Below are 23,157 nucleotides of genomic sequence, written 5' to 3'. Positions count from 1 at the left end.
CTGTCGGGGCGCCACTCAGGCGCGTTCCACCTCGACCGCGGCGCGGTCGATGATCTCGGCGAGTCGACGAACCAGTTCCGTCGACTCCATCTCGCCTTCCAGGCGCAGGCGCAGCGCCATCTTCAGGTTCTCCATGGCACGGCGGATCTCGGGCAAGCGGCGCGCGTGGGCGCGGGCTCGCGCCTGCGCCAGGCGCTCCAGCACCGCCTCGATGGCCGACGCCTGCGCAGCACGTTCCGCCTCGCCCTGGGGCGTCAGATGGAAGCGCTTGCGGCCGCCATCGCTGGCTTCCGAGCGGGCAAGGCCCAGGTCCTCCAGCAACGCCAGCGTCGGATAGACGGTTCCCGGGCTGGGGGTGTAGTCGCCGCCCACCCACTCCCCGATCGCCTTGATCAGCTCATAGCCATGGCTCGGCTGGGCGGCCAGCGCATGGAGCATCAGCAGGCGAAGGTCGCCGGGCTCCAACTGGCGCGGGCGCCGGCCGCCACCGCGGCCCTCCATCGCCCCCTCGGCCAGCGTGTCGGCACCTGAACGCCGATGGCCATGGCCTCGACCGCCGCCGCGCCCCGGGTGCATCCATTCTTCAGTCATGCGAATCCTTCGGAAAGCTCAAGATGAATCAATGATATATCTTGAAAGATCAAGAAAAACGACAAAGCTACAGCCCACGGCAGCAGAGTGGTTTTCCGACAGACCGAAGGGCTGGTTTTTCATACAGTTCACCCGATCGCTGCCGCTTGCCTGCCGGGCACTACAGCGGCCGCCACCCAACAGGAGTTGCCCATGCCCATCCTGAACTGCACCGTCCTGCCCGCCCAGGCCATCAGCCAGGACGTGCTGCGCGAGAAATACGCCAAGGGTGACGAACGCGAAGTCGGCGACGTCCGGCGGCGGGTGGCCCAGGCGCTGGCTGCCGTCGAGGCACCGGAGCGCCGCGCCCATTTCGAAAACGTCTTCGTCGATGCGCTGGAGGCTGGCTTCATCCCCGCTGGGCGCATCCTTTCGGCCGCCGGCACCACGCTGGAAGCCACGCTCATCAACTGCTTCGTCCAGCCGGTCGGCGATTCCATCGCCGAGGACGATGAAGGCCATCCCGGCATCTACACGGCCCTGACCGAAGCGGCCGAGACCATGCGGCGCGGCGGCGGCGTGGGCTACGACTTCTCGCGCATCCGCCCCAAGGGCGCACGGGTGCGCAGCACCCAATCGAGCGCCTCAGGCCCGGTGAGCTACATGCGCGTGTTCGACCGCTCCTGCGAGACGGTGGAATCGGCCGGCGCGCGCCGGGGCGCCCAGATGGCCGTGCTGCGCTGCGACCATCCGGACGTGGAGGAATTCATCCACGCGAAGGACGCGGGCGACCTGCGCAACTTCAACATCTCGGTCGGCATCACCGACGCCTTCATGCAGGCCGTGCAGGCCGATGCCGAAATCGAGCTGGTGCACCGCGCCGAGCCTGGCGAGGCGCAGAAGGCCGAAGGTGCCCATCCACGTGGCGATGGCGCCTGGGTCTACCGCCGCGTACCCGCACGTGCGCTGTGGGACCAGATCATGCGCGCCACCTACGACCACGCCGAACCGGGCGCGCTCTTCCTGGACCGCATCAATGCCAACAACAACCTCGGCTACTGCGAGACCATCTCCGCCACCAATCCCTGCGCCGAGCAGCCGCTGCCGCCCTACGGCTGCTGCTGCCTGGGCTCCATCGACCTGACGCGCTTCGTGCGCCAGCCCTTCGAGCCCGAGGCACGCTTCGACGAGGCGGCCTTCGACGCGCTCATCCCCACCTGCGTGCGCATGCTGGACAACGTGCTCGACGTGTCGCTCTGGCCCCTGCCCCGCCAGCGCGAGGAAGCGATGGCCAAGCGCCGCATCGGCCTGGGCTTCACCGGACTGGGCGATGCGCTGGCCATGCTCGGGCTGCGCTACGACGAGGCGCCGGCGCGGCAGATGGCGGCGCGCATCGCCGAGCGGCTGCGCGACGCGGCCTATGCCGCCTCCGCCGAACTGGCGCGCGAGCGTGGCGCCTTCTCCCTGTTCAATGCCGACCTCTACCTGCAGCGCGGGCGCTTCGCCGCGCGCCTGCCGGCGGCGCTGCGGGAGCGCATCCGCCGCCACGGCCTGCGCAACTCGCACCTGCTGTCGATCGCGCCGACCGGCACCATCAGCCTGGCCTTTGCCGACAACGCCAGCAATGGCATCGAGCCGCCGTTCAGCTGGACGTACCAGCGCAAGAAGCGCATGGCCGACGGCACCTTCCAGGAATTCGCGGTGGAGGACCATGCCTGGCGCCTGTTCCGCCACTTGCGCGGGCCGGACGCGCCTTTGCCGCCCGCCTTTGTCACGGCGCTGGAGATGAGCGCCCAGTCGCATGCGGCCATGGTGGCGGCCGTCGCGCCCTTCATCGACACCTCGATCAGCAAGACGGTGAACGTGCCGGCAGACTATCCCTACGCGGCCTTCCAGGATCTTTACCTGCAGGCGTGGCAGTCCGGCCTGAAGGGCCTGGCCACCTACCGGCCCAATGCCGTGCTGGGCGCCGTGCTCAGCGTGCCGCAGCCGGACGCCGCCCTGCCCGCGCCGGGCATCGCCGACCGCCGCCTGGCGCTGGATCGCCTGCCGCGCGAGCCGGTGCTGGCCTCGCTGCGCTGGCCCGGCCGGCCGGACTTTCCCGCCGGCAATGCGGCCTGGTGCACCATGGTTCGGCATCCGCACGGGCAGTTCGCGCTTTTCGTCGGCGAAGCCCCGGACGGCGGCGAGGGCGCCCGGCCGCTGCCCTTCGAGGTGTGGGTCAACGGCGCCGAGCAGCCCCGCGGCCTGGGCGCCCTGGCCAAGACGCTGTCGATGGACCTGCGGGCGCGCGACGCCGAATGGGTGCGCCTCAAGCTCGACGCGCTGGCCACCGTGCAGGAGGAGCGCCCCTTCGACATGCCCTTCCCACCCCATGGCGAGGTGCGCACATTCCCCGGCGTGGTTGCCGCCACCGCCGCCGTGCTGCGCTGGCGCTGCGAGCAGTTGGGTCTGTGGAACCCGCCCGCGCCCGGCACGCCGGTGCTCGACGCCCTGTTCAGCCTGGACGAGCCGCACACCGGCCCCTCCGGCACGCTGGCCTGGGCCGTGGACATCGAGAACCCGGCCACGGGCGAAGCCTTCACCCTCACGCTCAAGGAGGTGCTGCTGCCCAGCCCCAGCGGCGCCACCCACACCCGGCCCTGCGCCCTGGGCTTCTCGGGCAACTATCCGCGCGCGCTCGACGGACTGGCGCGCGTGCTGTCGCTGGACATGCGGGTGATCGACCCGGCATGGATTGGCATGAAGCTGCGCAAGCTGCTGAGCTATGCCGAGCCGCTGGGCCACTTCATGGCCTTCGTGCCCAGCCTGGATCCGAAGGTGCGGCGGCAGCAGACCTGGCCCTCGACCGTGGCCTACCTGGCGCGGCTGGTGATCCATCGCTACGCCATGCTCGGTGTGCTGGACGAGGAAGGCTTTCCGCTTCAGGAGATGGGCATCCTGGCCGCCCCTGCCGTCACAGCGCCGGGCGTGCAGCAGGCCATGGCCGGCGCCGCCTGCCCCGAATGCGGCAACGCCACCCTGATCCGCAAGGATGGCTGCAGCTTCTGTACCGCCTGCGGCTTCACCGGACTGTGCGGCTGATGGCGGGCGGCGGCCGATCCGCCAACCCTTGCGCTGGCTCAAGGCAGCGCGGTCGCATCGTGGGCAGAGTCGGGCATCGACCACCTGACGCCACCCCGACCTTTCATGCTGCCGGCCCTGTCTTCCCTGACCTCCGACGCACCGCGCCCCGAAGCGCGGCGCTGGAAAGCCGCCACCGGGCGGCGGCCGGTCGTCCTGTCCGGCGTGCCCTTGTTGCGCGGCGCCTTCGCCCCCCGCGAGCCAGCACCGGCCACGCTGGAGCGGCTGGCCGGCGCCCTGCGCCTGCATGTGCTGCCCAAGGGCGCCATCGCCGCCATGCCGGACAACCATCCACCGTCGTGGTGGCTCGTTGCCGAAGGCCGCATCGTGGTCGGCCGCATTGGTGCGGATGGGGGTCTGGTCGAGAACCGCGTTCTCGGCCCGGGCCAGTGGCTGGATCTCGCCTCCGCCTGGCTGGAGTCGGACTGGATCGAGTCAGCCGTGTGTCCGGCTCGCGTCACCCTGGCCGCACTGCCGCTGGAGCACCTGCTGGAAGCCGCTCGGCAGGATCCGGCCCTTCAGCGCGCCGTCGGCCTGGTGATGGCCGAGCGCATCCGCCAACTGACGGACGGGCGGCACGAATTGGCCACCAAGGACGTGCTGGGGCGCCTGGCCGCCTGGCTGCTGCGCGAACCTTTCGAAGCCGCCGGCAAGGACCGCTCGGTGCGATTGCCGGTGCAGAAGCGCTCCATTGCGCGCCAGCTGGTGATGGCACAGGCCACGCTGTCCCGCTGCTTCCGGCGACTGGTGGAACTGGGATGCATCGAGATGCATGGCTACGTCGTACTGATCCGCGACGTGCCGGCGCTGCAGGCGCTGGCGGGGGAAGCGCCGGCGCGCTGATCCGCGGTCGTCCGAACGGCGTGCCCCGTCTCTCTACGCCATGTCGGCGCGGCGCCGAACGGCTACTTGTTGTTGTGGCTCAGCGCGTTGCTGACCAAGCGGGAAGTGATGTCCACGATCTGGATCATGCGGTCATAGGGCATGCGGGTCGGTCCGATCACGCCCAGGGTGCCGACCACCTCGCCGTTGACTTCGTAGTTGGCACTGACGACCGACAGCTCTTCGTACGGCACCACCTGGCTTTCGCCGCCAATGAAGATGCGCACGCCGTCGGACTTGCTGGACATGTCCAGCAACCGCATCAGCTCGGCCTTCTGCTCGAACAACTCGAAGGCACGGCGCAACTGGCCCATGTCGCTGGAGAAGTCGCTCACGGCCAGCAGGTTGCGCTCGCCAGCGATGATGACCTCTTCCTGCGCCTGCGAAAACGCCTGCGAGCTCGCCTGCACCGCCGCCTGCATCAACGAGGCGATCTCGGCGCGCAGGCCGTCCATCTCGCTCTTGAGGCGGTCGCGCACCTGCTCGATGGACAGCCCGCCGTAGTTCGCGGTGAGGTAGTTGGAGGTCTCGATCAGCTCCGACTGGGTGTAGTCCCGGTCGGTGAAGATCACCTGGTTCTGCACGTCGCCGTCGGGCGAGACGATGATGACCAGGAGCCGCCGCTCCGACAGCCGCAGGAATTCGATGTGCCGGAAGGCCGTCGTGCGCCGCGGCGCCATCACCACGCCCACGAACTGGGAGAGGTTCGACAGCAGCTGTGCCGCGCTGGCGATCACTTTCTGGGGCTGGTCCGGCGGCAGGCTCGGCGGCGTGGACTGCAACTGGGCCCGCTGGGCCGTGAGCATGGTGTCGACGAACAGCCGGTAGCCGCGCGCAGTGGGAATGCGGCCGGCGGAGGTGTGGGGGCTGACGATCAGCCCCAGGTCCTCGAGGTCGGCCATCACATTGCGGATGGTGGCGGGGGAAAGCTCGAGACCGGCGGCACGCGAGAGCGTGCGCGAGCCGACGGGTTGGCCGTCGGCGATGTAGCGTTCCACCAGGGTCTTGAGCAGCAGCTTGGCGCGGTCGTCCAGCATCGGCAAATGATACCCCGCGGCCCGCGATCCCTAGGCGGCGGACAAGGCCTTGCCAGGCGGTGGGACGCCTCCGGTGTCGTGATGTAATTTGTCCCCATGCACGCACCCTTCCGCCATGTGGCGCTCATCGGCAAGTACCAGGCGACGGCGGCGCGCGAGCGCGATGCCGTCATCGAGGGCATTGCGGCGTTCCTGGAGTCGCGCGGCTGCGTCGTGGTGCTCGAGCGCAGCAGCGCCGAATGCGGCGAGGACGGCGTGCCGCGCGCGGGCCGCTGGCCCCTGCTCACGGTGCAGGAGATCGGCGAGCAGTGCGACCTGGGCCTGGTCGTCGGCGGCGACGGCACCATGCTGGGCATCGGCCGGCAGCTCGCCCGCTACGGCGTGCCGCTGATCGGCATCAACCGCGGCCGCCTGGGCTTCGTCACCGACATCCCGCTGGAACATTACGAGGCCACACTCACGCCGATGCTGGCCGGCGAGTACGAGGAAGACCACCGCAGCCTGATCCAGGCCCGGGTCATGCGCGCCAGCGAGGTCGTGTTCACCGCCCAGGCCATGAACGACGTGGTGGTCAACCGCGGCGCCACCTCCGGCATGGTCGAGCTGCGCGTCTCGGTCGGCGGGCATCTGGTGGCCAACCAGCGTGCCGACGGCCTGATCATCGCCACGCCTACCGGCTCCACCGCTTACGCACTGTCGGCGGGCGGGCCGATGCTGCATCCCTCCATCCCCGGCTGGGTGATGGTGCCGATCGCGCCGCACACGCTGTCGAACCGGCCGATCCTGCTGCCCGACGCCGAGGAGATCTCGGTCGAGGTGGTGGGCGGGCGCGACGCCAGCGCCAATTTCGACATGCAGTCCCTCGCCTCCCTCGCCCATGGCGACCAGGTGCTGGTGCGGCGCTCCGAGCACAGGGTGCGCTTCCTGCATCCGCGCGGCTGGAGCTATTTCGACACCCTGCGCAAGAAACTTCACTGGAACGAAGGAGGCTCCTGAGTGGCCCTGCGACGCATCGTCCTGCGCGACTTCGTCATCGTCCGCGCGCTCGACCTGGACCTGGCCGAGGGCTTCACCGTGCTCACGGGCGAGACTGGCGCCGGCAAGTCGATCCTGATCGACGCCCTGCAACTGGCGCTGGGCAACCGGGCCGACGCCGGTTCCGTGCGCGAAGGCGCCGAGCGGCTGGATGTGAGCGCCGAATTCGACGCCGACCCGGCGCTCGGCACCTGGCTGGAAGAAGGCGGCTTCGAGGCCGGCGACACCCTGCTGCTGCGCCGCACCGTCGACACCCAGGGCCGCAGCCGCGGCTGGATCAACGGAAGCCCGGCCACCGCCACGCAGCTGCGTGAACTGGGCGCGCACCTGCTGGACATCCACGGCCAGCATGCGTGGCAGAGCCTGACCCGCCCCGATGCCGTGCGCGGCCTGCTGGACGCCTATGCCGGGGTCCGAACCGCCGCACTGGAAACCGCCTGGCAGAGCTGGCGCCAGGCCGGCACTGCGCTGGAAGCCGCCCGCAATGCGCAGGAAAGCCTGCTGCGCGAGCGCGAACGCCTGCAGTGGCAGATCGGCGAGGTCGACAAGCTGGCGCCCGGCGCCGACGAGTGGGAAGAACTCTCCAGCCAGCACACCCGGCTGGCCAACGCCCAGTCGCTGATCGACGCCGCGCAGGCCGCCGCCGGCCTGCTGGAAGAGGACGAACAGGGCGCCCTGGCTCTGCTCTCGCGCGCCGCCGACCGCCTGCAGGATCTGGCCCACATCGAACCCGAATTCAAGACGCTGGGCGACGAACTTGCCGGTAGCCTGGCTCAGGCCTCCGACGCACTGCATGCGCTGCACGGCTACCTGCGCCGCACCGAGACCGACGCCGACCAGTTGCAGGCGCTGGACGAGCGCCTGGGCCTGTGGATGTCACTGGCCCGCCGCTACCGCCGCCCCCCCGAGGAGCTGCCCGCCCTGCTCGCCAGCTGGCGGCAGGAACTGCAGACGCTGGAAGCCCAGGCCGACCTGGCCGCGCTGGAGCAGGCCGAGCAGCGGGCGCGCCAGGCCTTCGACAAGGAGGCACGCGCCGTCGGCCAGGCCCGCAAGAAGGCCGCCCCCAAGCTGGCCGCGGCCATCACCGAAGCGATGCAGGGCCTGGGCATGCAGGGCGGCCGTTTTGCCGTCGATCTGCAGCCGCTGCCGCAACCAGCGCGCCACGGCATGGAGGACATCGCCTTCCTCGTGGCCGGCCATGCCGGCGGCACGCCGCGGCCGGTGGGCAAGGTGGCTTCGGGCGGCGAGCTGTCGCGCATCGCACTGGCCATCGCGGTCACCACCAGCCAGTTGGGCACAGCGCAGGCGCTGATCTTCGACGAGGTGGACACCGGCATCGGCGGCGCGGTGGCCGACACCGTGGGTCGCCTGATGCGCCAGCTCGGCCGCGATCGCCAGGTGCTGGCGGTGACCCACCTGCCGCAGGTGGCCGCCTGCGCCGACCACCATCTGCGCGTGGCCAAGCGCACGCTGAACGCGGCGACCGCACAGGGCGGCAAGCCGCAGCCGGTCACGGAAAGCACGGTCGCGCCGCTCGACGGCGAAGGCCGCATGCAGGAGATCGCCCGCATGCTGGGCGGTGAGCGGGTATCGGCCGCCTCGCTCGCCCATGCCCGCGAAATGCTGAGCCCGCAGGAAAGCTGACGACGATGAATCCCTCCATGGACCTGGTGCTGATCACAGGCATGTCCGGCTCCGGCAAGTCGGTGGCCCTGGCCGCGCTCGAAGACGCCGGCTACTACTGCGTCGACAACCTGCCGCCCGAGCTGCTGGATGACTTCATCCGGCTGCAGAAGGAGAACCAGGCGCCGCTGGTGGCCGTGGCCATCGATGCGCGCAGCGGCACCTCGCTGTCGAAGGCGCCCATCCGCCTGGCGGCGCTGCGGCAGGAAGGCATGGCCGTGCGCTCGTTGTTCCTCGATGCGACCACCGAGGCGCTGGTGCGCCGCTATTCGGAGACGCGCCGACGGCATCCGCTGTCGCGCCAGCACGGCGGGGTCGATGCGCCCGAGCAGGAGCGCGCACTGATCCAGGCCATCGAGCTGGAGCGCGAACTGCTGGCCGAATTGCGGGAAGGTGCAGACCTGATCGACACCAGCCTGATCCGCCCGGCCCAGCTGCGCACCTACATCAAGGCGCTGATCGAGGCGCCGCAGCGCACGCTGACCCTGGTGTTCCAGTCCTTCGCCTTCAAGCGCGGCGTTCCGCTCGATGCCGACTACGTCTTCGATGTGCGCATGCTGCCCAACCCGCATTACGTCGCGTCGCTGCGCCCGCTGACCGGACGCGACCAGCCCGTGATCGACTGGCTGCGCCAGCACGATGCGGTGGCCCGCATGTTCGGCGACATCGAACAGTTCCTGCAGCACTGGATGGACGCACTCGCGGACGACCATCGCAGTTACGTCACCGTGGCCATCGGCTGCACGGGCGGTCAGCACCGCTCGGTCTTCCTGGTCGAGCAACTGGCCCGCACCTTCGGCGAGCGCTGGGTGACGCTGCGGCGGCACCGCGAGATGGACGCCGAATAGCCGCTGATCTCCCGAACTCCGCCGCCCCGGGCGAGGCGTCCTGACCCGGGTCCCACCCGGCGGACTCAGCCGATCCGGGCGGCGCGCTCTTCCAGCAACCGACGCACCGGCGCAGGCAGGCCCAGCGCCGGCCAGTCCTCGGCCGCCACCCACCGCCCCTCCAGGCCGGCCATGTCGCTGCGCGCCGCGTCGACCTGGACGGGGTGCAGATGCAGGTCTTTGTGCGTGAGCACATGCAGGAAAGCCGGCAGATGCTGCAACGCCGAGCGCAAGGCCTCTGGCATGACCGCCTCCAGCGCTTCGGCGCTGTCGAAGACCGGCAGCGCATGCAGGCCGGCCCAGATGCCGCTGGCCGACCGCTTCTGCAACCACACCGCCTGCCCGTCGGCCGAGCGCGCCAGCAGCAGCCACAGCGACTGCGCGCTGCGCTTGAGCTTGCGCGTCTTGATGGGCAGCCGCGCCGGATCGCCCTGCCGGCGGCCTTCGCACAGCGCCTCGACCGGGCAGATCAGGCACTGCGGCTGGCGCGGCAGGCAGACCGTGGCGCCCAGATCCATCAGCCCCTGCGTGTAGCGGGAGATGGCCTCGGTGTTGCCCTCGGGCGGCAACAGTTCGTCGGCCGCCTTCCACAGCAGTTTCTCGTTGGCGCTGCTCGCCAGGTCGCCCTCGAAGGCCAGCAGGCGCGAGAGCACGCGCTTGACGTTGCCGTCCATGATCGACACCCGCTCACCGAAGCAGAAGGCGGCGATGGCGGAAGCCGTGGAGCGGCCGATGCCGGGCAGCGTCTGCAGCAGTTCGGCGCTGTGCGGAAAGCTGCCGCCGAAGCGCGCGACCACGTCCTGGGCGCAGCGGTGCAAGTTGCGTGCGCGGCTGTAGTAGCCCAGTCCGCTCCACAGGCCCATGACCTCGTCTTCAGGTGCGGCAGCCAGGTCCGCCACCGTGGGACAGCGCGCCAGGAAGCGCTCGTAGTAGCCCAGCACGGTCGACACCTGCGTCTGCTGCAGCATGATCTCGGACAGCCAGACCCGGTAGGGGTCTCGGGTGTTCTGCCAGGGCAGGCTGCTGCGGCCATGCGTCTTCTGCCAGGTCACCAGGCGCAGCCAGAAAGCATCGGCGCATTGGCGCGCCTGCCGCACGACCGGTGCGGCGTCGGTCGCGGCGGATCTCACGCCGCGCGCAATTGGGTGTCGCCGGCAGCCGGCGGGGCGCCAGGCTCGGGCTTGCGGCCGACGAGCACCTCGCAGAGATCACGCAGCCGTTGCTCCAGGGCACGAAGCTGCGCGCCCTGGCCGGCGAGTTCCGCCAGGCGCTCGTCCAGGCTGCTGGCGGCGTCGCGCACGCGGGCCATCGACTCCACGCGCCGGGCATAGGTCGCGCGGCGCTCGTTCATCTGGCGGTCCATCTGGGAGAAGGCGCTGCGGCGCCAGTCCTCGATCTCGCCCAGCGCGGCGTCGCGGACGGTGCGCACGCGGCTGGACAGGGCCTGCGCCAGCCGCTCGCAGAATTCAGATTGCACGAGGCGCAGGATGTTGCCCATGCCGAGGTAGTGCAGATGGCTCTGCTCGATGCTGCTCATCTCGGCAATGTACTTCGACAGATCGGGCTCGGCCGGGGCCTGCAGGGCAAAGCCATGTTCGGCATTGAGCTGGCGGAAGGCCGCATGCAGCATGGCCTGCAGCTCGGCCATGGTGGCCTGCACATCGCCGAGGTTGGTGCGCAGCCCGTCGAAGGTGCGGGCGTAGACCTGCGCAAGCTGCAGCTTGATGCCGGGCCGGCCCAATGCCTGCGCGAACTGCGCCATGTCGGACCTGAGTGCCGTCGGGCCGAGCACGGCCTGCATCTCGCGCATGCGCTTGCCAAGGACGGCACGCAGGGCCGAAACGCGTTCGGCGCCCGCCTCGAATTCCGACTGTTCCTGCTCGACCCGGCGCATCATGTGCCGCAGCGTGGCGGTGTTCTTGCCGCGCAGGCCTTCGAGCTCCATGCCCTGCTCCGTCAGCTCCCGCTGGCGCAGGCGCAGGATGCGCTGCGCCTCGGCGCGCACGGCGTCCAGCCCGCCCTCCACGGCGCGGCGCAGGATGGCCTCCCGTTCGGCGAGCAGCCCCTGGCCCAGCAGCGCCTCGAGGGCCGGCAGCCGGCTCGCCTGCAGCAGCGGTGCATCGCCTGCGATGCGCGCCTGCAGGCCCTTCTGCGCCGACACCGGCAGCACGCGCCGGCGGGGCACGCCCAGCATGTCGGCGGACAGGGCGCACTGCCGCTCGATCTGGGCCTCGATCTGTCCGGGTGCGCTGAGCGAATCCCACAGCGTGTCGATCTTGTTCAGCGCGACGATGCGCGAGGCAACGGCCGGTGCGGCCCCGCCCAGGTGTTCGCGCCAGATGGCGAGGTCGGAGCGGGTCACCCCCGTATCGGCCCCCAGGATGAACAGCACGGCGTGGGCCTGGGGCAGCAGGCTCATCGTGAGTTCGGGCTCGGCGCCGATGGCATTGAGGCCCGGCGTGTCCAGGATGACCAGGCCCTGCTCCAGCAGGGGATGCGGAAGGTTGAGCACCGCATGGCGCCAGCGCGGGACCTCGACGTGCTGATGCCCATCGATGGGCAAGACGTCGTCTCCGGCGTCCTCGCGCCAGAAGCCCAGCGCCTTGGCCCGTTCGAGCGGCACCCGGTCGACCTCGGCCACCTTCTGCATGGCGGCCGCGAGTTGCTCGCCGTCGTCGGGCGACACGGCAATTTCCGTCCACCCATCGGACGATTCGCGCCACTGCTGCAACGACGTCGGCACGAGCCGCGTGTCGATCGGCAGCAGCCGCAGCCCGGGGGCCTGCCCCGCGTCATGGCGAAGCTCCACAGGGCACATGGTGGTGCGTCCGGCGCTGGCCGGCATGATGCGCCGGCCATAGTCCGCAAAGAACAAGGCGTTGATCAGCTCAGACTTGCCGCGCGAGAACTCCGCGACGAAGGCCACCATGACCCGGCTGTCACGCATCAGGGACTCGGCATCCCTCAGCCGCTCCGCCACGGCGTCGTCGAGCAGGTCGTTGTCGCCCAGCCAGGAAGCCAGCCAGCGAAGCCGATGTGCCAGGCTGCGTCGCCAGGCGCCGTGCTGCTCGAACTGCTGGGAGAAAGGAACGCTCACGGACGCCTGCAGAAGAATTTACAAAATATAACAGTTGCGAATGCCCCTCACGGCCCAGCGGCAAGGCGGTCGCACCCGGCGAGGCCGGCCCGCAGGGCCCTCAAGCCTTCTGGCAATTCGGACAGAAATAGGTCGAGCGCTGGCCCTGCCGCAGGAGCCGGATCGGCACCCCGCACTGCCGGCAGGGCTCGCCTGCCCGTCCGTAGACCATGGCCTGCAGCTGGAAGTGCCCAGCCTGACCGTCGATGTGGGAGAAATCGCGCAGCGTGCTGCCGCCCGCCTCGACCGCACGCGCCAACACCTCGCGGACGGCGGCATGCAGCCGTGCGGCACGCGGCCGTGAAATGCGGACCGCCGGCACCGTCGGCCGGATGCCGGCAAGGAACAATGCCTCGGACGCATAGATGTTGCCGACCCCCACCACCACGTCGCCGGCCAAAAGCACCTGCTTGACCGGCGCGCGCCGTCTTCTGAGACCTTCGTGGAAGCGGCCGAGGTCGAAGGCATCGCCGAGCGGCTCCATGCCCAGCCCACCCAGCAGCTTGCGCGCCAGCGGCGCATCCTCGCCATCGACGTGGATCACCGCGCCGAAGCGCCTCGGGTCGTTCAACCGCAGCGTGCCACGCGTGGTGGTCAGGTCGAAGTGGTCGTGCGGTCCGGGCTCGGGCAGCGCCGGCGCAAACCGGAGGCTGCCCGACATGCCAAGGTGCACCAGCAGCATGCCCCGGTCGAGATCGACCAGCAGGTACTTGCCACGCCGCCGCACCTGCACCACGGTGCGCCCGACCAGCGCGTCCGGATCCACCTCCAGCGCCCATCGCAGCGGCTTGCCCACACGCAGGGCGGTGATGACGCCGCCGGCGATGCGGTCGGCAAAACCGCGGCGGGTGACTTCGACTTCTGGGAGCTCGGGCATCGGAACACGCCGCATGCGCAGGAGCAGCGGACCATCGCCCTCGCCCCAGATGCGGACAAAGGCTTGGATTATTATGGTTCGATGAGTCCCTTGCCCCGCCGGCGCCATCTGGCGACAGCCGTTCTGACCCTCGCCTCGCTCAGCGCCGCCGCGCAGTCGGTGCCCCCCGGTCCACCACCCGCGCCGCCCGCCCCGGCCGCGGAACCCGCCCAGCCCTCGGCCATGACGGCCGAGCTGTTCTACGAAGTGCTGCTGGGCGAACTCAACGCCCGCGACGGCGATCCGGTCGAGGGCTTCCAACTGCTTCTGGACTCCGCTCGCCGTACCCGCGAGCCGGCCCTCTTCCAGCGCGCCGTCGATGTCGCCGTGCGCGCCCGCTCGCCCGAAGCCGCCCTGGTGGCCGTTCGTGCCTGGAAACAGGCCATTCCGGACGCCCGGGAGCCGCGCCGGCTGGAGCTGCAGATCCTGATCCTGCTGGGCCGCCTGACCGAGACCGTGGACCCGCTGCGTGCGGACCTCGCCGCCACGCCGGTGCCGGAGCGCCCCGCAGCCCTTGCGAGCGCCGTCAGGGCCTACAGCCGGGCGTCCAACAAGCAGGCCGCTGCCCAGGCCTTCGAACAAGGCCTGTCGGATGAACTGAAGGCGGGCGCCCCCTCGGCTGGCCTGGCCTGGGCGGCCGTCGGCCGTCTGCGCCTGAACGCGGGCGACACCGCCGGCGCCCTGGCGGCTGCCCAGCAGGGCAACGCCGCCGACCCGAAGGCCGACGCGCCTGCCGTGCTGGCACTCGAACTGATGGATCCGTCCCGGCCCGAAGCCGAGGCACTCGTGCGCCGCTACCTGAGCCAGGAGGACGCCCTGCCCGAGGCACGCGTGGCCTATGCCCGCGCACTGGCACTGGGGCAGCGCTACGACGAGGCCACGGCGCAGATGGAGACGCTCACGCGCAGCCGACCCGACCTGCCCGATCCCTGGCTGCTGCTCGGCTCCCTGCAGGCGCAAGTCCATCAGGACGCGGCCGCGCAGACGTCCCTGCAGCGCTACCTGGACCTCGCCACCCGCCAGGGCGATGCGGACGAGCGCGCCCGCGGCATTGCTCAGGCATACCTGCAGCTCGCCCAGTTGGCAGAACGTCGCAAGGATTTCGCCGCCGCCGAACAGTACCTGTCGCGCGTGGAGGGCGACGAGGACATGGCGTCCGCCCAATTGCGTCGGGCGATGCTGCTGGCCAAGCAGGGCAAGGTCGCCGAGGCACGCCAAATCGTGCGCAGCATGCCCGCACGCACGGATGCCGACCGCCGCCAGCAATTGCAGGCCGAAGCCCAGGTGCTGCGTGAGGCCAAGATGAACCAGGCGGTGTACGACCTGCTTGCCGCCGCCAGTGCCCAGGCGCCGAACGACACCGACCTGCTCTACGACCTCGCCATGGCGGCCGAGAAGCTCAACCGCGTGGACGAGACCGAACGGCTGCTGCGCCGCGTGATCGCCCTCAAGCCGGACAGTGCCAACGCGTACAACGCGCTGGGCTATTCGCTCGCCGATCGGAATGTCCGTCTCCCCGAAGCCCGCCAGCTGATCCGCAAGGCGGTGGAACTGTCGCCCAACGACCCTTTCATCGCCGACAGCCTGGGTTGGGTCGAGTTCCGGCTCGGCAATATGGCCGAGGCGCAGCGCATCCTCGAAGGCGCCTACAAGACGCGGCCCGATCCGGAGATCGGGGCCCACCTCGGCGAGGTGCTGTGGGCGCAGGGCCAACGCGACCGTGCATTGAGCATCTGGCGCGAGGCCTCCATGGCGGACGCGGAGAACGAGACCCTGCAGGCCACGCTGCGGCGCCTGCGCGTCAAGCTGTGAAGCGACGCGTGCTGATGGCCGGCGTGGCGGGCGCCACCCTTGCGCTGGCCGGCTGTGCCGCCCCCCAGGCGGCACGCCGCGCGGACACGGGCAGCAGCCACTGGAGCGGCCGTCTGTCCCTGTCGGTCGACAGCAACCCGCCGCAGTCCTTCGCAGCCGTGTTCGAGCTGGACGGCAATCCGGAGCAAGGCGAGCTCTTGCTGACCACGCCGCTTGGCAACACCCTGGGCGCCTTGCAATGGAGCCCGGGCACCGCCGTGCTGCGCGATGGCGCACAGCAGCGACGCTTCGCCTCCATCGCCGCGCTGACCGAGGCCGTGACCGGCGCGGCGCTGCCCATCGATGCATTGTTCGAATGGCTGCAGGGCCGCCCGGCCCCGGTCCCGGGCTGGCGGGCCGAACTGTCGCAGGTGGCGCAAGGCCGACTCCAGGCGACGCGCGATGCCCCCTTGCCCACCGCGCAGCTGCGTGTCGTCTTCGAGCGCCCTTCGCCGTGAAGGCCCTCTATGACCTGCCCGCGCCTGCCAAGCTGAACCTCTTCCTTCACATCACCGGTCGGCGTGCAGATGGCTACCACCTGCTGCAGTCGGTGTTCATGTTGATCGACTGGTGCGACACGCTGCATGCGGACTTGCGCCTGGACGGTGGCCTGTCGCGCGAAGACCTGGGACAACCCCTGCCCGCCGACGATCTCGTATTGCGCGCCGCCCGCGCGCTGAAGAGCGCGACCGGCACGCAGCAGGGTGCCCACATCGGCGTGCACAAGCGCATACCGGCGCAGGCGGGCATGGGCGGCGGCTCATCGGATGCGGCCACCTGCCTCCTGGCGCTGAACCGGCTCTGGCGGTTGGATCTGCCGCTGGCCGAACTCGAACGCATCGGCCTCAAGCTCGGCGCCGACGTGCCCTTCTTTCTTCGCGGCCGCAATGCGTGGGTCGAGGGCATCGGCGAGCAGATCACTCCGCTGACGGTGCCCGCAGCCCGCTTCGCCGTGCTCAAGCCAGAGGCTGGACTCGACACACGCCATATTTTTTCTGCGGATGATCTTCACAGGGCCACAAAACCTGCTATAGTTTCTGTCTTCGCTGCTCAGGACGGCAAACGAATCTTCCGATTCGGACACAACGACCTGCAGCCGGTTGCCCAGCGGCTCTGTCCGCAAGTGAGTCAGGCCATTCAATGGCTCGATGCACAAGGCCTCAGCGCCAGGATGACCGGCTCCGGAAGTGCCGTCTTCGCGCAGCTGCCGAACGATGCGCCGCAGGGCCCGATCGATCATCTCTCGAAGGATCTTCCCGAGGGTTGGCAATATCGGATCTGCAGCAATCTCGCGCACCATCCCCTCCAGGGCTGGGCCGCGTAGGCAATAACCAGTCGCTCGCGATTGGTTGCGACATTCATCGGTGGATGGTCACTGGACCGTCCTCCTGTGTAGGGGAGTCGCCAAGTTGGTTAAGGCACCGGATTTTGATTCCGGCATTCGAGGGTTCGAGTCCTTCCTCCCCTGCCAAATGCTCTAAAGCATCAGGCCCCACCTTTTCTCTCTGACCGCCGGGAAGCACACATGCAGGCCCCACATCCTGACTTCATGGTTTTCACCGGCAATGCCAACCCGGGCATGGCAGCAGAGATCGTTCAGCATCTCGGCACCTCGCTTGGCGCTGCGCGCGTCGGCCGCTTCTCCGATGGCGAGGTCACGGTCGAAATCAACCAGAACGTGCGGGCGCGTGAGGTCTTCGTGGTGCAGTCCACCTGCGCGCCCACGAACGAAAACCTGATGGAACTGCTGATCATGGTCGACGCACTCAAGCGCGCCTCGGCCGAGCGGATCAGCGCCGTGATTCCCTACTTCGGTTATGCCCGCCAGGACCGCCGCCCGCGCTCCTCGCGCGTGCCGATCTCGGCAAAGGTCGTCGCCAACCTGCTGCAGACCGTCGGCGTATCGCGCGTGCTGACGATGGACCTGCACGCCGACCAGATCCAGGGTTTCTTCGACATCCCCGTCGACAACATCTACGCCTCTCCGGTTCTGCTGGGCGATCTGCGCACCAAGAACTACGAAGACCTGATGGTGGTGAGCCCCGACGTCGGCGGCGTGGTGCGTGCCCGCGCCATCGCCAAGCAACTGGGCTGCGACCTGGCCATCATCGACAAGCGCCGCCCCAAGGCCAACGTCAGTGAGGTGATGCACGTCATCGGCGAGATCGAAGGCCGCAACTGCGTGATCATGGACGACATGATCGACACCGCCGGCACGCTGGTAAAGGCGGCCGAGGTGCTCAAGGAGCGCGGCGCCAAGAAGGTGTACGCCTATTGCACGCACCCGGTCTTCTCGGGTCCCGCCATTGAACGCATCGCCCAGGGCAGCGCACTCGATGAGGTCTGCGTCACCAACACCATCCCGCTGTCCGACGGCGCCCTGGCCTGCGGCAAGATCCGCCAGCTGTCCGTGGCTCCCCTCTTCGCGGAAACCATCCACCGTATCGCCAATGGCGAATCGGTCATGAGCCTGTTCTCGGATTCGGACAGCGCCGCCTGAGGCACATTCCGGTCCTGGAACTTTCAGTGGGCGCCCTCGCGGCGCCTTTTTGTCGAACGGCACCGCACTGGTCGCGGTGGGTGCCACAGAGGCGGGCCTTCGGCCCAGGCCTCACAGGAGTCACTTATGAAATTCGTCGCTTTCGAGCGCGCCAAGCAGGGCACGGGTGCGAGCCGCCGTCTCCGCAATTCGGGCAAGACGCCCGGCATCGTCTACGGTGGCGAAGGCCAGCCGCAACTGGTCGAGCTCGACCACAACGCCCTGTGGCACGCCCTGAAGAAGGAAGCCTTCCACTCCTCCATCCTCGAGATGGACCTGGGCGGCAACGTGACCAAGGTGCTGCTGCGCGATGTGCAGTACCACCCGTACAAGCAACTGGTCCAGCACGTGGACTTCCAGCGCGTCGATGCCCGTACCCGCCTGACCGTGAAGGTGCCGCTGCACTTCAAGGGTGAGGAAGAGTCCGAAGCCGTCAAGCTGCACCAGAACCTGGTGAACCACGTGATGACGGAAATCGAAATCAGCGTGCTGCCGGCCGACCTGCCCGAGTTCATCGAGGTTGATCTGTCGGGTCTGGCTGCCGGCGGTACCGTGCACCTGGCCGACATCAAGCTGCCCGGCCGCGCCAAGGCCATCACCCATGGCAAGCCGAACCCCGTGATCGTGTCGGCCGTGGCGCCTGTGGTCGAGGAAGAGGCGCCTGCTGCTGCGCCCGCTCCGGCTGCCGAGCCCGCCAAGGGCAAGGGCAAGAAGAAGTAATTGCTTCTTCGCCCGAGGCTGCGCACCTTCGGTGCGCCCGCCTCACGGCTCGAACAGGCCCGCCTCGCGCGGGCCTTTTTCATGGGCCGATCGTCCACTCCTTCTCTCCTTGGCCCGGCCAGGCGCCGGGATAATCCATCCATGATCAAGCTCTTCGTCGGCCTCGGCAATCCGGGGCCCGAGTATGAGGACACGCGCCACAACGCCGGCTTCTGGTGGATCGACGCCCTCGCCCGCGACTGGAAGCTCCACCTCGCACCCGAACGCAGCTACCACGGCCTGGCGGCCCGAACGAATGTGGGCGGCCAGACGGTCTGGCTGCTGGAGCCGCAGACCTTCATGAACCTGTCGGGCAGGTCTGTGGCGGCGCTCGCCCGCTTCTTCAAGATCGCGCCGAAAGAAATCCTGGTGGTGCACGACGAGTTGGACGTGGTGCCCGGCCAGGCCAAGCTCAAGTTCGGTGGCAGCCACGCCGGCCACAACGGCCTGCGCGACATCCACGCCCAGCTCGGCACCGGCGACTACTGGCGTCTGCGCATCGGCATCGGCCATCCGGGCGTGAAGTCCGAAGTGGTGAACTGGGTGCTGAAGAAGCCGCTGCGCGAACAGCGCGAAGCCATCGACGACGCCATCGTCCGCAGCCTGCGGGCGGTCCCCACCCTCCTGGCCGGCGACATGACCGCCGCGATGCAGCAGATCCACACCCACAAGCCGCCCCGGCCCAAGCTGCCGCGCCAGGAGAGCGCGCCTGCGGATAAACCGCCAGGCTAAACCACCTACTTTCGATCAGGGAGAGACCGTGCGACCCCATCACCACCTACAAACGGCGCACACCGATCAGTCCAGGCTCCGCAGGAGTCGCCAGGCCACGCTGGTCCTGCTGACGGCGCTGCTGGGCGCCACCGCAGCAGCGCAACAGCCCCAACCCGCACGCAGCGGCACCATCTGGCGTTGCGGCAACCTCTACAGCCAGATTCCCTGCGACAACGGCCGGTCGCTCGACGAGGCGCCAGCGTCGTCGCCGCAGAAGGCGCGCGAGGCACAGGCCCAGACCGACCGCATCCAGCGCCGCGCGGACGCCATGGCTCGCGAGCGCGAGCGGCTGGAGGACCGGGCCACGGGCCAGCGCCCCGCCGTCTTCGAGCATCCGCAGCCCCAGCACACCGGGTCTGCGCTGGCCGACAACCACCTCAACAAGCCCCGCGCTCCCAAGCGCGCCACCGTCGGCGGCGACTTCAGCGCGCGCGCCGCGGGCGAGGCACCCGCTGGCACCAAGAAAAAGAAGAAGAAAAAGTCGGAGGCGTGACGCGGCCCGGTGCCGCGGCGCTCAACGCTGCGGCGCTGCCGGCTCCAGGGGCACGGCAGCCGTGAGCCGCTCGTACTTGGCCATCAGCATCGGCCGGGTCTCCACATGCGCGGGATTGACCGGGATGCACGCCACCGGACAGATCTGCACGCACTGCGGTTCGTCGAAGTGGCCCACGCATTCGGTGCAACGGTGCGGATCGATCTGGTAGAAGGATTCGCCCATCGAGATGGCGTCGTTGGGGCACTCCGGCTCGCAGACGTCGCAGTTGATGCATTCGTCGGTGATCATCAAGGCCATCCCCGGATTATCCCTGGGCGGGCACGCACGTTGCATGCGCGTGAATCATTCCCCTGTCCGGTTATGCTGCGCCGCTTGCCTTCGCGGGCCCAGCTTTCACGATGAGTCTCTTTCTTCTCAAGCGTCTGGCGACGCTGGTCGGCACCCTGATCGGGGCGTCCGTCATCATCTTCCTCGTTCTCGAAATCCTGCCCGGCAACGCGGCCCAGATGCTGATGGGTCCGGATGCCTCGCCCGATGCCGTGGCGGCCCTGGCCACCAAGCTGGGCCTGGACCAGCCGGCCTGGACGCGCTACTGGCACTGGGTGGGCGGCATGCTCACCGGCAATCTGGGCGACAGCTACACCTACGGCTCGCCGGTGGCTGAGCTGATCCTGGAGCGGCTGCAACTGACCATTCCTCTCGCCTTCATGGCGATGCTGCTCACCACGGTGCTGGCGCTGCTGGTGGGCATGACGGCCGCCGCGCGCCACAACCAATTGGGCGACGTGGGCCTGATGGGCCTCACCCAGGTGGGCATCGCCATTCCCAACTTCTGGTTCGCCATCCTGCTGATCCTGCTGTTCTCGGTGAAGCTGCAGTGGTTCTCGGCGGGCGGCTTCGATGGCTGGGGCGAAGGCATGGGCGGCATCCTCGACGGCGTGAAGTCGCTGCTGCTGCCCGCGCTGTCGCTGGCGGTGGTGCAGGCCGCGATCCTGGCGCGCATCACGCGCTCGGCGGTGCTCGAGGTCATGCGCGAGGACTTCGTGCGCACCGCCCGCGCCAAGGGCGTGAGCCAGCGCGCCGTGCTGTGGCTGCACGTGCTGCGCAATGCGCTGATCCCGGTCATCACGGTCATGGGCATGCAGTTCTCCGAACTGCTGGCGGGCACCATCGTGGTGGAGAACGTGTTCTACCTGCCCGGCCTGGGCCGCCTGATCTTCCAGGCCATCAGCAACCGCGACCTGGTCGTGGTGCGCAACTGCGTGATGCTGCTGGCCGCCTTCGTGGTGATCGTCAACTTTGTGGTCGATGTGCTCTATGCCGTGATCGACCCGCGCATCAAGGCTTCCGACATATGAGCAGCGCCGGCATTCCTGCGGCCACGCCCTCCGCCACAGCAAGGCCTGCAGGCCGGCACGGCTTCTGGCAGCGCGCGCTGCGCCACCGCAGCTTCATGATCGGCGGCGTGCTCACGCTGGCGCTGATCGTGGCGGCTGCGCTTTCGTTCGTGTGGACGCCCTGGTCGCCCTACGACATGGACATGGCCAACAAGCTGGCCGGTCCGTCGGCAAAGCACTGGCTGGGCACGGACGCCTTCGGCCGCGACGTGGCCTCGCTGCTGCTGGTCGGCGCACGGGCGTCGATCCTGGTGGGCATCATCGCGGTGGGCATCGGCCTGGTGGCTGGCACCGCGCTGGGCCTGCTGGCAGCGGCAAAACGCGGCTGGGTCGAGGAGGCCATCATGCGCCTGACCGACTTCTCGCTGGCCTTCCCGGCGATCCTGCTGGCGATCATGCTGACGGCCGTGTTCGGCGCGGGCATCGTCAACGCCATCATCGCCATCGGCATCTACAACATCCCGATCTTTGCGCGCATCACGCGCGCCTCGGCCAATGCCGTGTGGTCGCGCGAGTACATCGCCGCGGCGCAGGCCTGCGGCAAGGGGCCGTTCGCGATCACGATGCAGCACGTGCTGCCCAACATCTCGGCGGTGCTGATCGTGCAGATCACCATCCGCTTCGCCATCGCCATCCTGGCCGAGGCCGCGCTGTCGTACCTGGGCCTGGGCACGCAGCCGCCGCAGCCCTCCTGGGGCCGAATGCTGAGCGAGGCGCAGACGCTGATGTTCCAGCAGCCGCTGCTGGCCGTGTGGCCCGGCGCCGCCATCGCCATGGCGGTGCTCGGCCTGAACCTGATGGGCGATGGTCTGCGTGACCTGCTCGATCCCCGCTTGGCCCGCGCACGATGAACCGCATTCCCTTCGCCTTCCTTTACGCGCCCGGCCTGCACCGGGCGGCGCGCTGACCATGGCCCTGCTCGACGTCAACGACCTGCACATCGGCCTGCAGACCCACCGCGGCCCGGCCGAAGCGGTGCGCGGCATCTCCTTCTCGCTGGAGCGCGGCGAGACGCTCGGCATCGTTGGCGAATCCGGCTGCGGCAAGTCCATCACCGTGATGGCACTGATGGGCCTGCTGCCCAACACCGCACGCGTGACCGGCAGCATCCGCTTCGACGGCCAGGAACTCGTGGGCCTGCCCGAGAAGGCGATGTGCGCCCTCCGCGGCAACCGCATCGGCATGGTGTTCCAGGAGCCGATGACGGCGCTGAACCCGGTGCACACCATCGCCCGCCAGGTGGGCGAGCCGCTGCGGCTGCACCGCGGCCTGTCGAAGGCCGAGGCGCGCAAGGAAGTGCTGGCCCTGCTCGACCGCGTGGGCATTCCCGATGCAGCCTCGCGGCTGGACGCCTATCCGCACCAGTTTTCCGGCGGCCAGCGCCAGCGCATCGGCATCGCCATGGCGCTGGCCTGCGGGCCCGACCTGCTGATCGCCGACGAGCCCACCACCGCGCTGGACGTGACCATCCAGAAGCAGATCCTCGATCTGATCCAGGACCTGGTGAAGGAGCGCGGCATGGGCCTGATCCTCATCTCGCACGACCTGGGCGTGATCGCCAACAACGTCCAGCGCATGCTGGTGATGTATGGCGGCAGCGTGGTCGAAAGCGGACCGACAGCCTCGGTGTTCGCGGCCAAGGCGCATCCCTACACCCAGGGGCTTTTCGCCGCCCGGCCGGTGCTGGGCGCACCGCGCGGGGGCCGGCTGGCCACCATCCGCGGCAGCGTGCCCGAGCTGGTCGACCTGCCGGCCGGCTGCCCGTTCGCGGGCCGCTGCAGTTTCACCGAAGACTATTGCCACACGACGCCGGTGCCGCCGACGCCGCTGCCGGGCGACCATGCGGTGCGCTGCCTGCGGCTGGAGGCCGTTGCTGCGGCTGCGGCCGAAGGAGTCGAGGCATGAGACATCCGGTGTCAACCCTCTTGAGAAATTTCGATGCGACAAGCGCTGGAATGGACGGCGGGGTCGTAGGCGCAGCCATCGGTCCAGATACGCCAGAGCACACGAGTCCAGGCGCGAGCCAATATGCGCACTGCGTGCGGATGATCGCAGCCGCGCTTGCGCGCGGC

The 23,157-nt window shown here is 69.2% G+C and carries 21 protein-coding genes and 1 tRNA gene; 16 read left to right on the top strand and 6 right to left on the bottom strand.

The window, feature by feature from the left end:
• Nucleotides 1–15: 15 nt before the first annotated feature.
• Nucleotides 16–591: a PadR family transcriptional regulator gene (locus tag ABIC63_RS09935; protein ID WP_294371776.1), complete on the bottom strand. Its 576-nt coding sequence runs from the start codon at nt 589–591 to the stop codon at nt 16–18.
• 192 nt (nt 592–783) lie between these two features.
• Between ABIC63_RS09935 and ABIC63_RS09930 the strand changes: the two genes are divergently transcribed.
• Together ABIC63_RS09930 and ABIC63_RS09925 are read left to right on the top strand one after the other, a co-directional pair.
• Nucleotides 784–3,654: an adenosylcobalamin-dependent ribonucleoside-diphosphate reductase gene (locus tag ABIC63_RS09930; protein ID WP_294371779.1), complete on the top strand. Its 2,871-nt coding sequence runs from the start codon at nt 784–786 to the stop codon at nt 3,652–3,654.
• Between the two features lie 105 nt (nt 3,655–3,759).
• Complete coding sequence (locus ABIC63_RS09925; protein WP_354319618.1) at nt 3,760–4,536, top strand: Crp/Fnr family transcriptional regulator; 777 nt, start codon at nt 3,760–3,762, stop codon at nt 4,534–4,536.
• A 62-nt stretch (nt 4,537–4,598) separates the two neighbouring features.
• Here ABIC63_RS09925 and hrcA read toward each other — a convergent pair whose 3' ends face one another.
• Complete coding sequence (gene hrcA, locus ABIC63_RS09920) at nt 4,599–5,612, bottom strand: heat-inducible transcriptional repressor HrcA (protein ID WP_295521924.1); 1,014 nt, start codon at nt 5,610–5,612, stop codon at nt 4,599–4,601.
• Between the two features lie 96 nt (nt 5,613–5,708).
• Here hrcA and ABIC63_RS09915 point away from each other — a divergent pair, with 96 nt between their 5' ends.
• Genes ABIC63_RS09915 through rapZ form a run of 3 tightly spaced genes read left to right on the top strand, consistent with a single transcriptional unit; the run spans nt 5,709 to nt 9,178 of the window.
• Nucleotides 5,709–6,608: an NAD kinase gene (locus tag ABIC63_RS09915; protein ID WP_354319617.1), complete on the top strand. Its 900-nt coding sequence runs from the start codon at nt 5,709–5,711 to the stop codon at nt 6,606–6,608.
• Entirely contained in the window at nt 6,609–8,291 is a 1,683-nt protein-coding gene (gene recN, locus ABIC63_RS09910; RefSeq protein ID WP_354319616.1) for a DNA repair protein RecN, read from the top strand. It abuts the gene before it with no gap.
• Between the two features lie 5 nt (nt 8,292–8,296).
• Nucleotides 8,297–9,178 carry an RNase adapter RapZ gene (gene rapZ / locus ABIC63_RS09905; RefSeq protein ID WP_294371796.1) on the top strand — a complete coding sequence of 294 codons (882 nt, stop codon included), beginning with the start codon at nt 8,297–8,299 and terminating at the stop codon, nt 9,176–9,178.
• A gap of 65 nt (nt 9,179–9,243) precedes the next feature.
• Here rapZ and mutY read toward each other — a convergent pair whose 3' ends face one another.
• The 3 genes from mutY to mutM form a co-directional block, all read right to left on the bottom strand.
• Nucleotides 9,244–10,314, bottom strand: coding sequence for an A/G-specific adenine glycosylase (gene mutY, locus ABIC63_RS09900; RefSeq protein WP_354319790.1), 1,071 nt, complete (start codon nt 10,312–10,314; stop codon nt 9,244–9,246).
• Between the two features lie 29 nt (nt 10,315–10,343).
• Nucleotides 10,344–12,314 (bottom strand): dynamin family protein, encoded by a 1,971-nt coding sequence (locus tag ABIC63_RS09895; RefSeq protein WP_354319615.1) that lies wholly within the window; start codon nt 12,312–12,314, stop codon nt 10,344–10,346.
• Between the two features lie 100 nt (nt 12,315–12,414).
• Entirely contained in the window at nt 12,415–13,230 is an 816-nt protein-coding gene (gene mutM / locus ABIC63_RS09890) for a bifunctional DNA-formamidopyrimidine glycosylase/DNA-(apurinic or apyrimidinic site) lyase (protein WP_354319789.1), read from the bottom strand.
• Nucleotides 13,231–13,311: 81 nt separating this feature from the next.
• On the opposite strand from mutM, the gene ABIC63_RS09885 reads away from it, so the two are divergent.
• From ABIC63_RS09885 to ABIC63_RS09850, 8 genes are all read left to right on the top strand, one after another.
• The gene (locus ABIC63_RS09885) at nt 13,312–15,081 is read left to right on the top strand and encodes a tetratricopeptide repeat protein (protein ID WP_354319614.1); all 1,770 of its coding nucleotides are present in this window, start codon (nt 13,312–13,314) and stop codon (nt 15,079–15,081) included.
• The gene (locus tag ABIC63_RS09880; protein WP_294371802.1) at nt 15,078–15,578 is read left to right on the top strand and encodes an outer membrane lipoprotein LolB; all 501 of its coding nucleotides are present in this window, start codon (nt 15,078–15,080) and stop codon (nt 15,576–15,578) included. Before ABIC63_RS09885 ends, ABIC63_RS09880 begins: the two co-directional genes overlap by 4 nt.
• Nucleotides 15,575–16,444: a 4-(cytidine 5'-diphospho)-2-C-methyl-D-erythritol kinase gene (gene ispE / locus ABIC63_RS09875; RefSeq protein ID WP_354319613.1), complete on the top strand. Its 870-nt coding sequence runs from the start codon at nt 15,575–15,577 to the stop codon at nt 16,442–16,444. The genes ABIC63_RS09880 and ispE overlap by 4 nt, the downstream gene beginning before the upstream one ends.
• Nucleotides 16,445–16,514: 70 nt before the next feature.
• Nucleotides 16,515–16,591 (top strand) — tRNA-Gln (locus ABIC63_RS09870).
• Between the two features lie 54 nt (nt 16,592–16,645).
• Nucleotides 16,646–17,620, top strand: a complete 975-nt coding sequence (locus ABIC63_RS09865; protein WP_017758153.1) for a ribose-phosphate pyrophosphokinase — start codon at nt 16,646–16,648, stop codon at nt 17,618–17,620.
• 126 nt (nt 17,621–17,746) lie between these two features.
• Nucleotides 17,747–18,379 carry a 50S ribosomal protein L25/general stress protein Ctc gene (locus ABIC63_RS09860; protein WP_017758154.1) on the top strand — a complete coding sequence of 211 codons (633 nt, stop codon included), beginning with the start codon at nt 17,747–17,749 and terminating at the stop codon, nt 18,377–18,379.
• A gap of 141 nt (nt 18,380–18,520) precedes the next feature.
• On the top strand, nt 18,521–19,150 hold the full coding sequence (gene pth, locus ABIC63_RS09855; protein ID WP_354319612.1) for an aminoacyl-tRNA hydrolase: 630 nt from the start codon (nt 18,521–18,523) through the stop codon (nt 19,148–19,150).
• A gap of 28 nt (nt 19,151–19,178) precedes the next feature.
• Nucleotides 19,179–19,685: a hypothetical protein gene (locus tag ABIC63_RS09850; protein WP_354319611.1), complete on the top strand. Its 507-nt coding sequence runs from the start codon at nt 19,179–19,181 to the stop codon at nt 19,683–19,685.
• 21 nt (nt 19,686–19,706) lie between these two features.
• Here ABIC63_RS09850 and ABIC63_RS09845 read toward each other — a convergent pair whose 3' ends face one another.
• The gene (locus ABIC63_RS09845; protein ID WP_354319610.1) at nt 19,707–19,985 is read right to left on the bottom strand and encodes a YfhL family 4Fe-4S dicluster ferredoxin; all 279 of its coding nucleotides are present in this window, start codon (nt 19,983–19,985) and stop codon (nt 19,707–19,709) included.
• Nucleotides 19,986–20,086: 101 nt separating this feature from the next.
• Between ABIC63_RS09845 and ABIC63_RS09840 the strand changes: the two genes are divergently transcribed.
• From ABIC63_RS09840 to ABIC63_RS09830, 3 genes are read left to right on the top strand one after another with little or no spacing between them, the layout of a single operon-like run.
• Entirely contained in the window at nt 20,087–21,046 is a 960-nt protein-coding gene (locus tag ABIC63_RS09840) for an ABC transporter permease (RefSeq protein WP_354319609.1), read from the top strand.
• On the top strand, nt 21,043–21,936 hold the full coding sequence (locus ABIC63_RS09835; protein ID WP_294377568.1) for an ABC transporter permease: 894 nt from the start codon (nt 21,043–21,045) through the stop codon (nt 21,934–21,936). Before ABIC63_RS09840 ends, ABIC63_RS09835 begins: the two co-directional genes overlap by 4 nt.
• 58 nt (nt 21,937–21,994) lie before the next feature.
• Entirely contained in the window at nt 21,995–22,990 is a 996-nt protein-coding gene (locus ABIC63_RS09830; RefSeq protein ID WP_354319608.1) for an ABC transporter ATP-binding protein, read from the top strand.
• The last annotated feature ends 167 nt before the right edge of the window (nt 22,991–23,157 follow it).

The sequence above is a fragment of the Pseudacidovorax sp. 1753 genome (assembly GCF_040544975.1).
Classification (GTDB): domain Bacteria; phylum Pseudomonadota; class Gammaproteobacteria; order Burkholderiales; family Burkholderiaceae_C; genus Xenophilus.
The sequence above is the reverse complement of the archived record's forward strand: the minus strand, read 5'-3'. Positions and strand labels throughout refer to the sequence as shown.

Excerpts from the sequence above, each read along its gene's own strand:
- ABIC63_RS09935 (WP_294371776.1), bottom strand. The coding sequence starts at position 591 with ATGACTGAAGAATGGATGCACCCGGGGCGCGGCGGCGGTCGAGGCCAT.
- ABIC63_RS09930 (WP_294371779.1), top strand. The coding sequence starts at position 784 with ATGCCCATCCTGAACTGCACCGTCCTGCCCGCCCAGGCCATCAGCCAG.
- ABIC63_RS09925 (WP_354319618.1), top strand. The coding sequence starts at position 3,760 with ATGCTGCCGGCCCTGTCTTCCCTGACCTCCGACGCACCGCGCCCCGAA.
- hrcA (WP_295521924.1), bottom strand. The coding sequence starts at position 5,612 with ATGCTGGACGACCGCGCCAAGCTGCTGCTCAAGACCCTGGTGGAACGC.
- ABIC63_RS09915 (WP_354319617.1), top strand. The coding sequence starts at position 5,709 with ATGCACGCACCCTTCCGCCATGTGGCGCTCATCGGCAAGTACCAGGCG.
- rapZ (WP_294371796.1), top strand. The coding sequence starts at position 8,297 with ATGAATCCCTCCATGGACCTGGTGCTGATCACAGGCATGTCCGGCTCC.
- mutM (WP_354319789.1), bottom strand. The coding sequence starts at position 13,230 with ATGCCCGAGCTCCCAGAAGTCGAAGTCACCCGCCGCGGTTTTGCCGAC.
- ABIC63_RS09885 (WP_354319614.1), top strand. The coding sequence starts at position 13,312 with ATGAGTCCCTTGCCCCGCCGGCGCCATCTGGCGACAGCCGTTCTGACC.
- ABIC63_RS09865 (WP_017758153.1), top strand. The coding sequence starts at position 16,646 with ATGCAGGCCCCACATCCTGACTTCATGGTTTTCACCGGCAATGCCAAC.
- ABIC63_RS09860 (WP_017758154.1), top strand. The coding sequence starts at position 17,747 with ATGAAATTCGTCGCTTTCGAGCGCGCCAAGCAGGGCACGGGTGCGAGC.
- pth (WP_354319612.1), top strand. The coding sequence starts at position 18,521 with ATGATCAAGCTCTTCGTCGGCCTCGGCAATCCGGGGCCCGAGTATGAG.
- ABIC63_RS09845 (WP_354319610.1), bottom strand. The coding sequence starts at position 19,985 with ATGGCCTTGATGATCACCGACGAATGCATCAACTGCGACGTCTGCGAG.
- ABIC63_RS09840 (WP_354319609.1), top strand. The coding sequence starts at position 20,087 with ATGAGTCTCTTTCTTCTCAAGCGTCTGGCGACGCTGGTCGGCACCCTG.
- ABIC63_RS09835 (WP_294377568.1), top strand. The coding sequence starts at position 21,043 with ATGAGCAGCGCCGGCATTCCTGCGGCCACGCCCTCCGCCACAGCAAGG.
- ABIC63_RS09830 (WP_354319608.1), top strand. The coding sequence starts at position 21,995 with ATGGCCCTGCTCGACGTCAACGACCTGCACATCGGCCTGCAGACCCAC.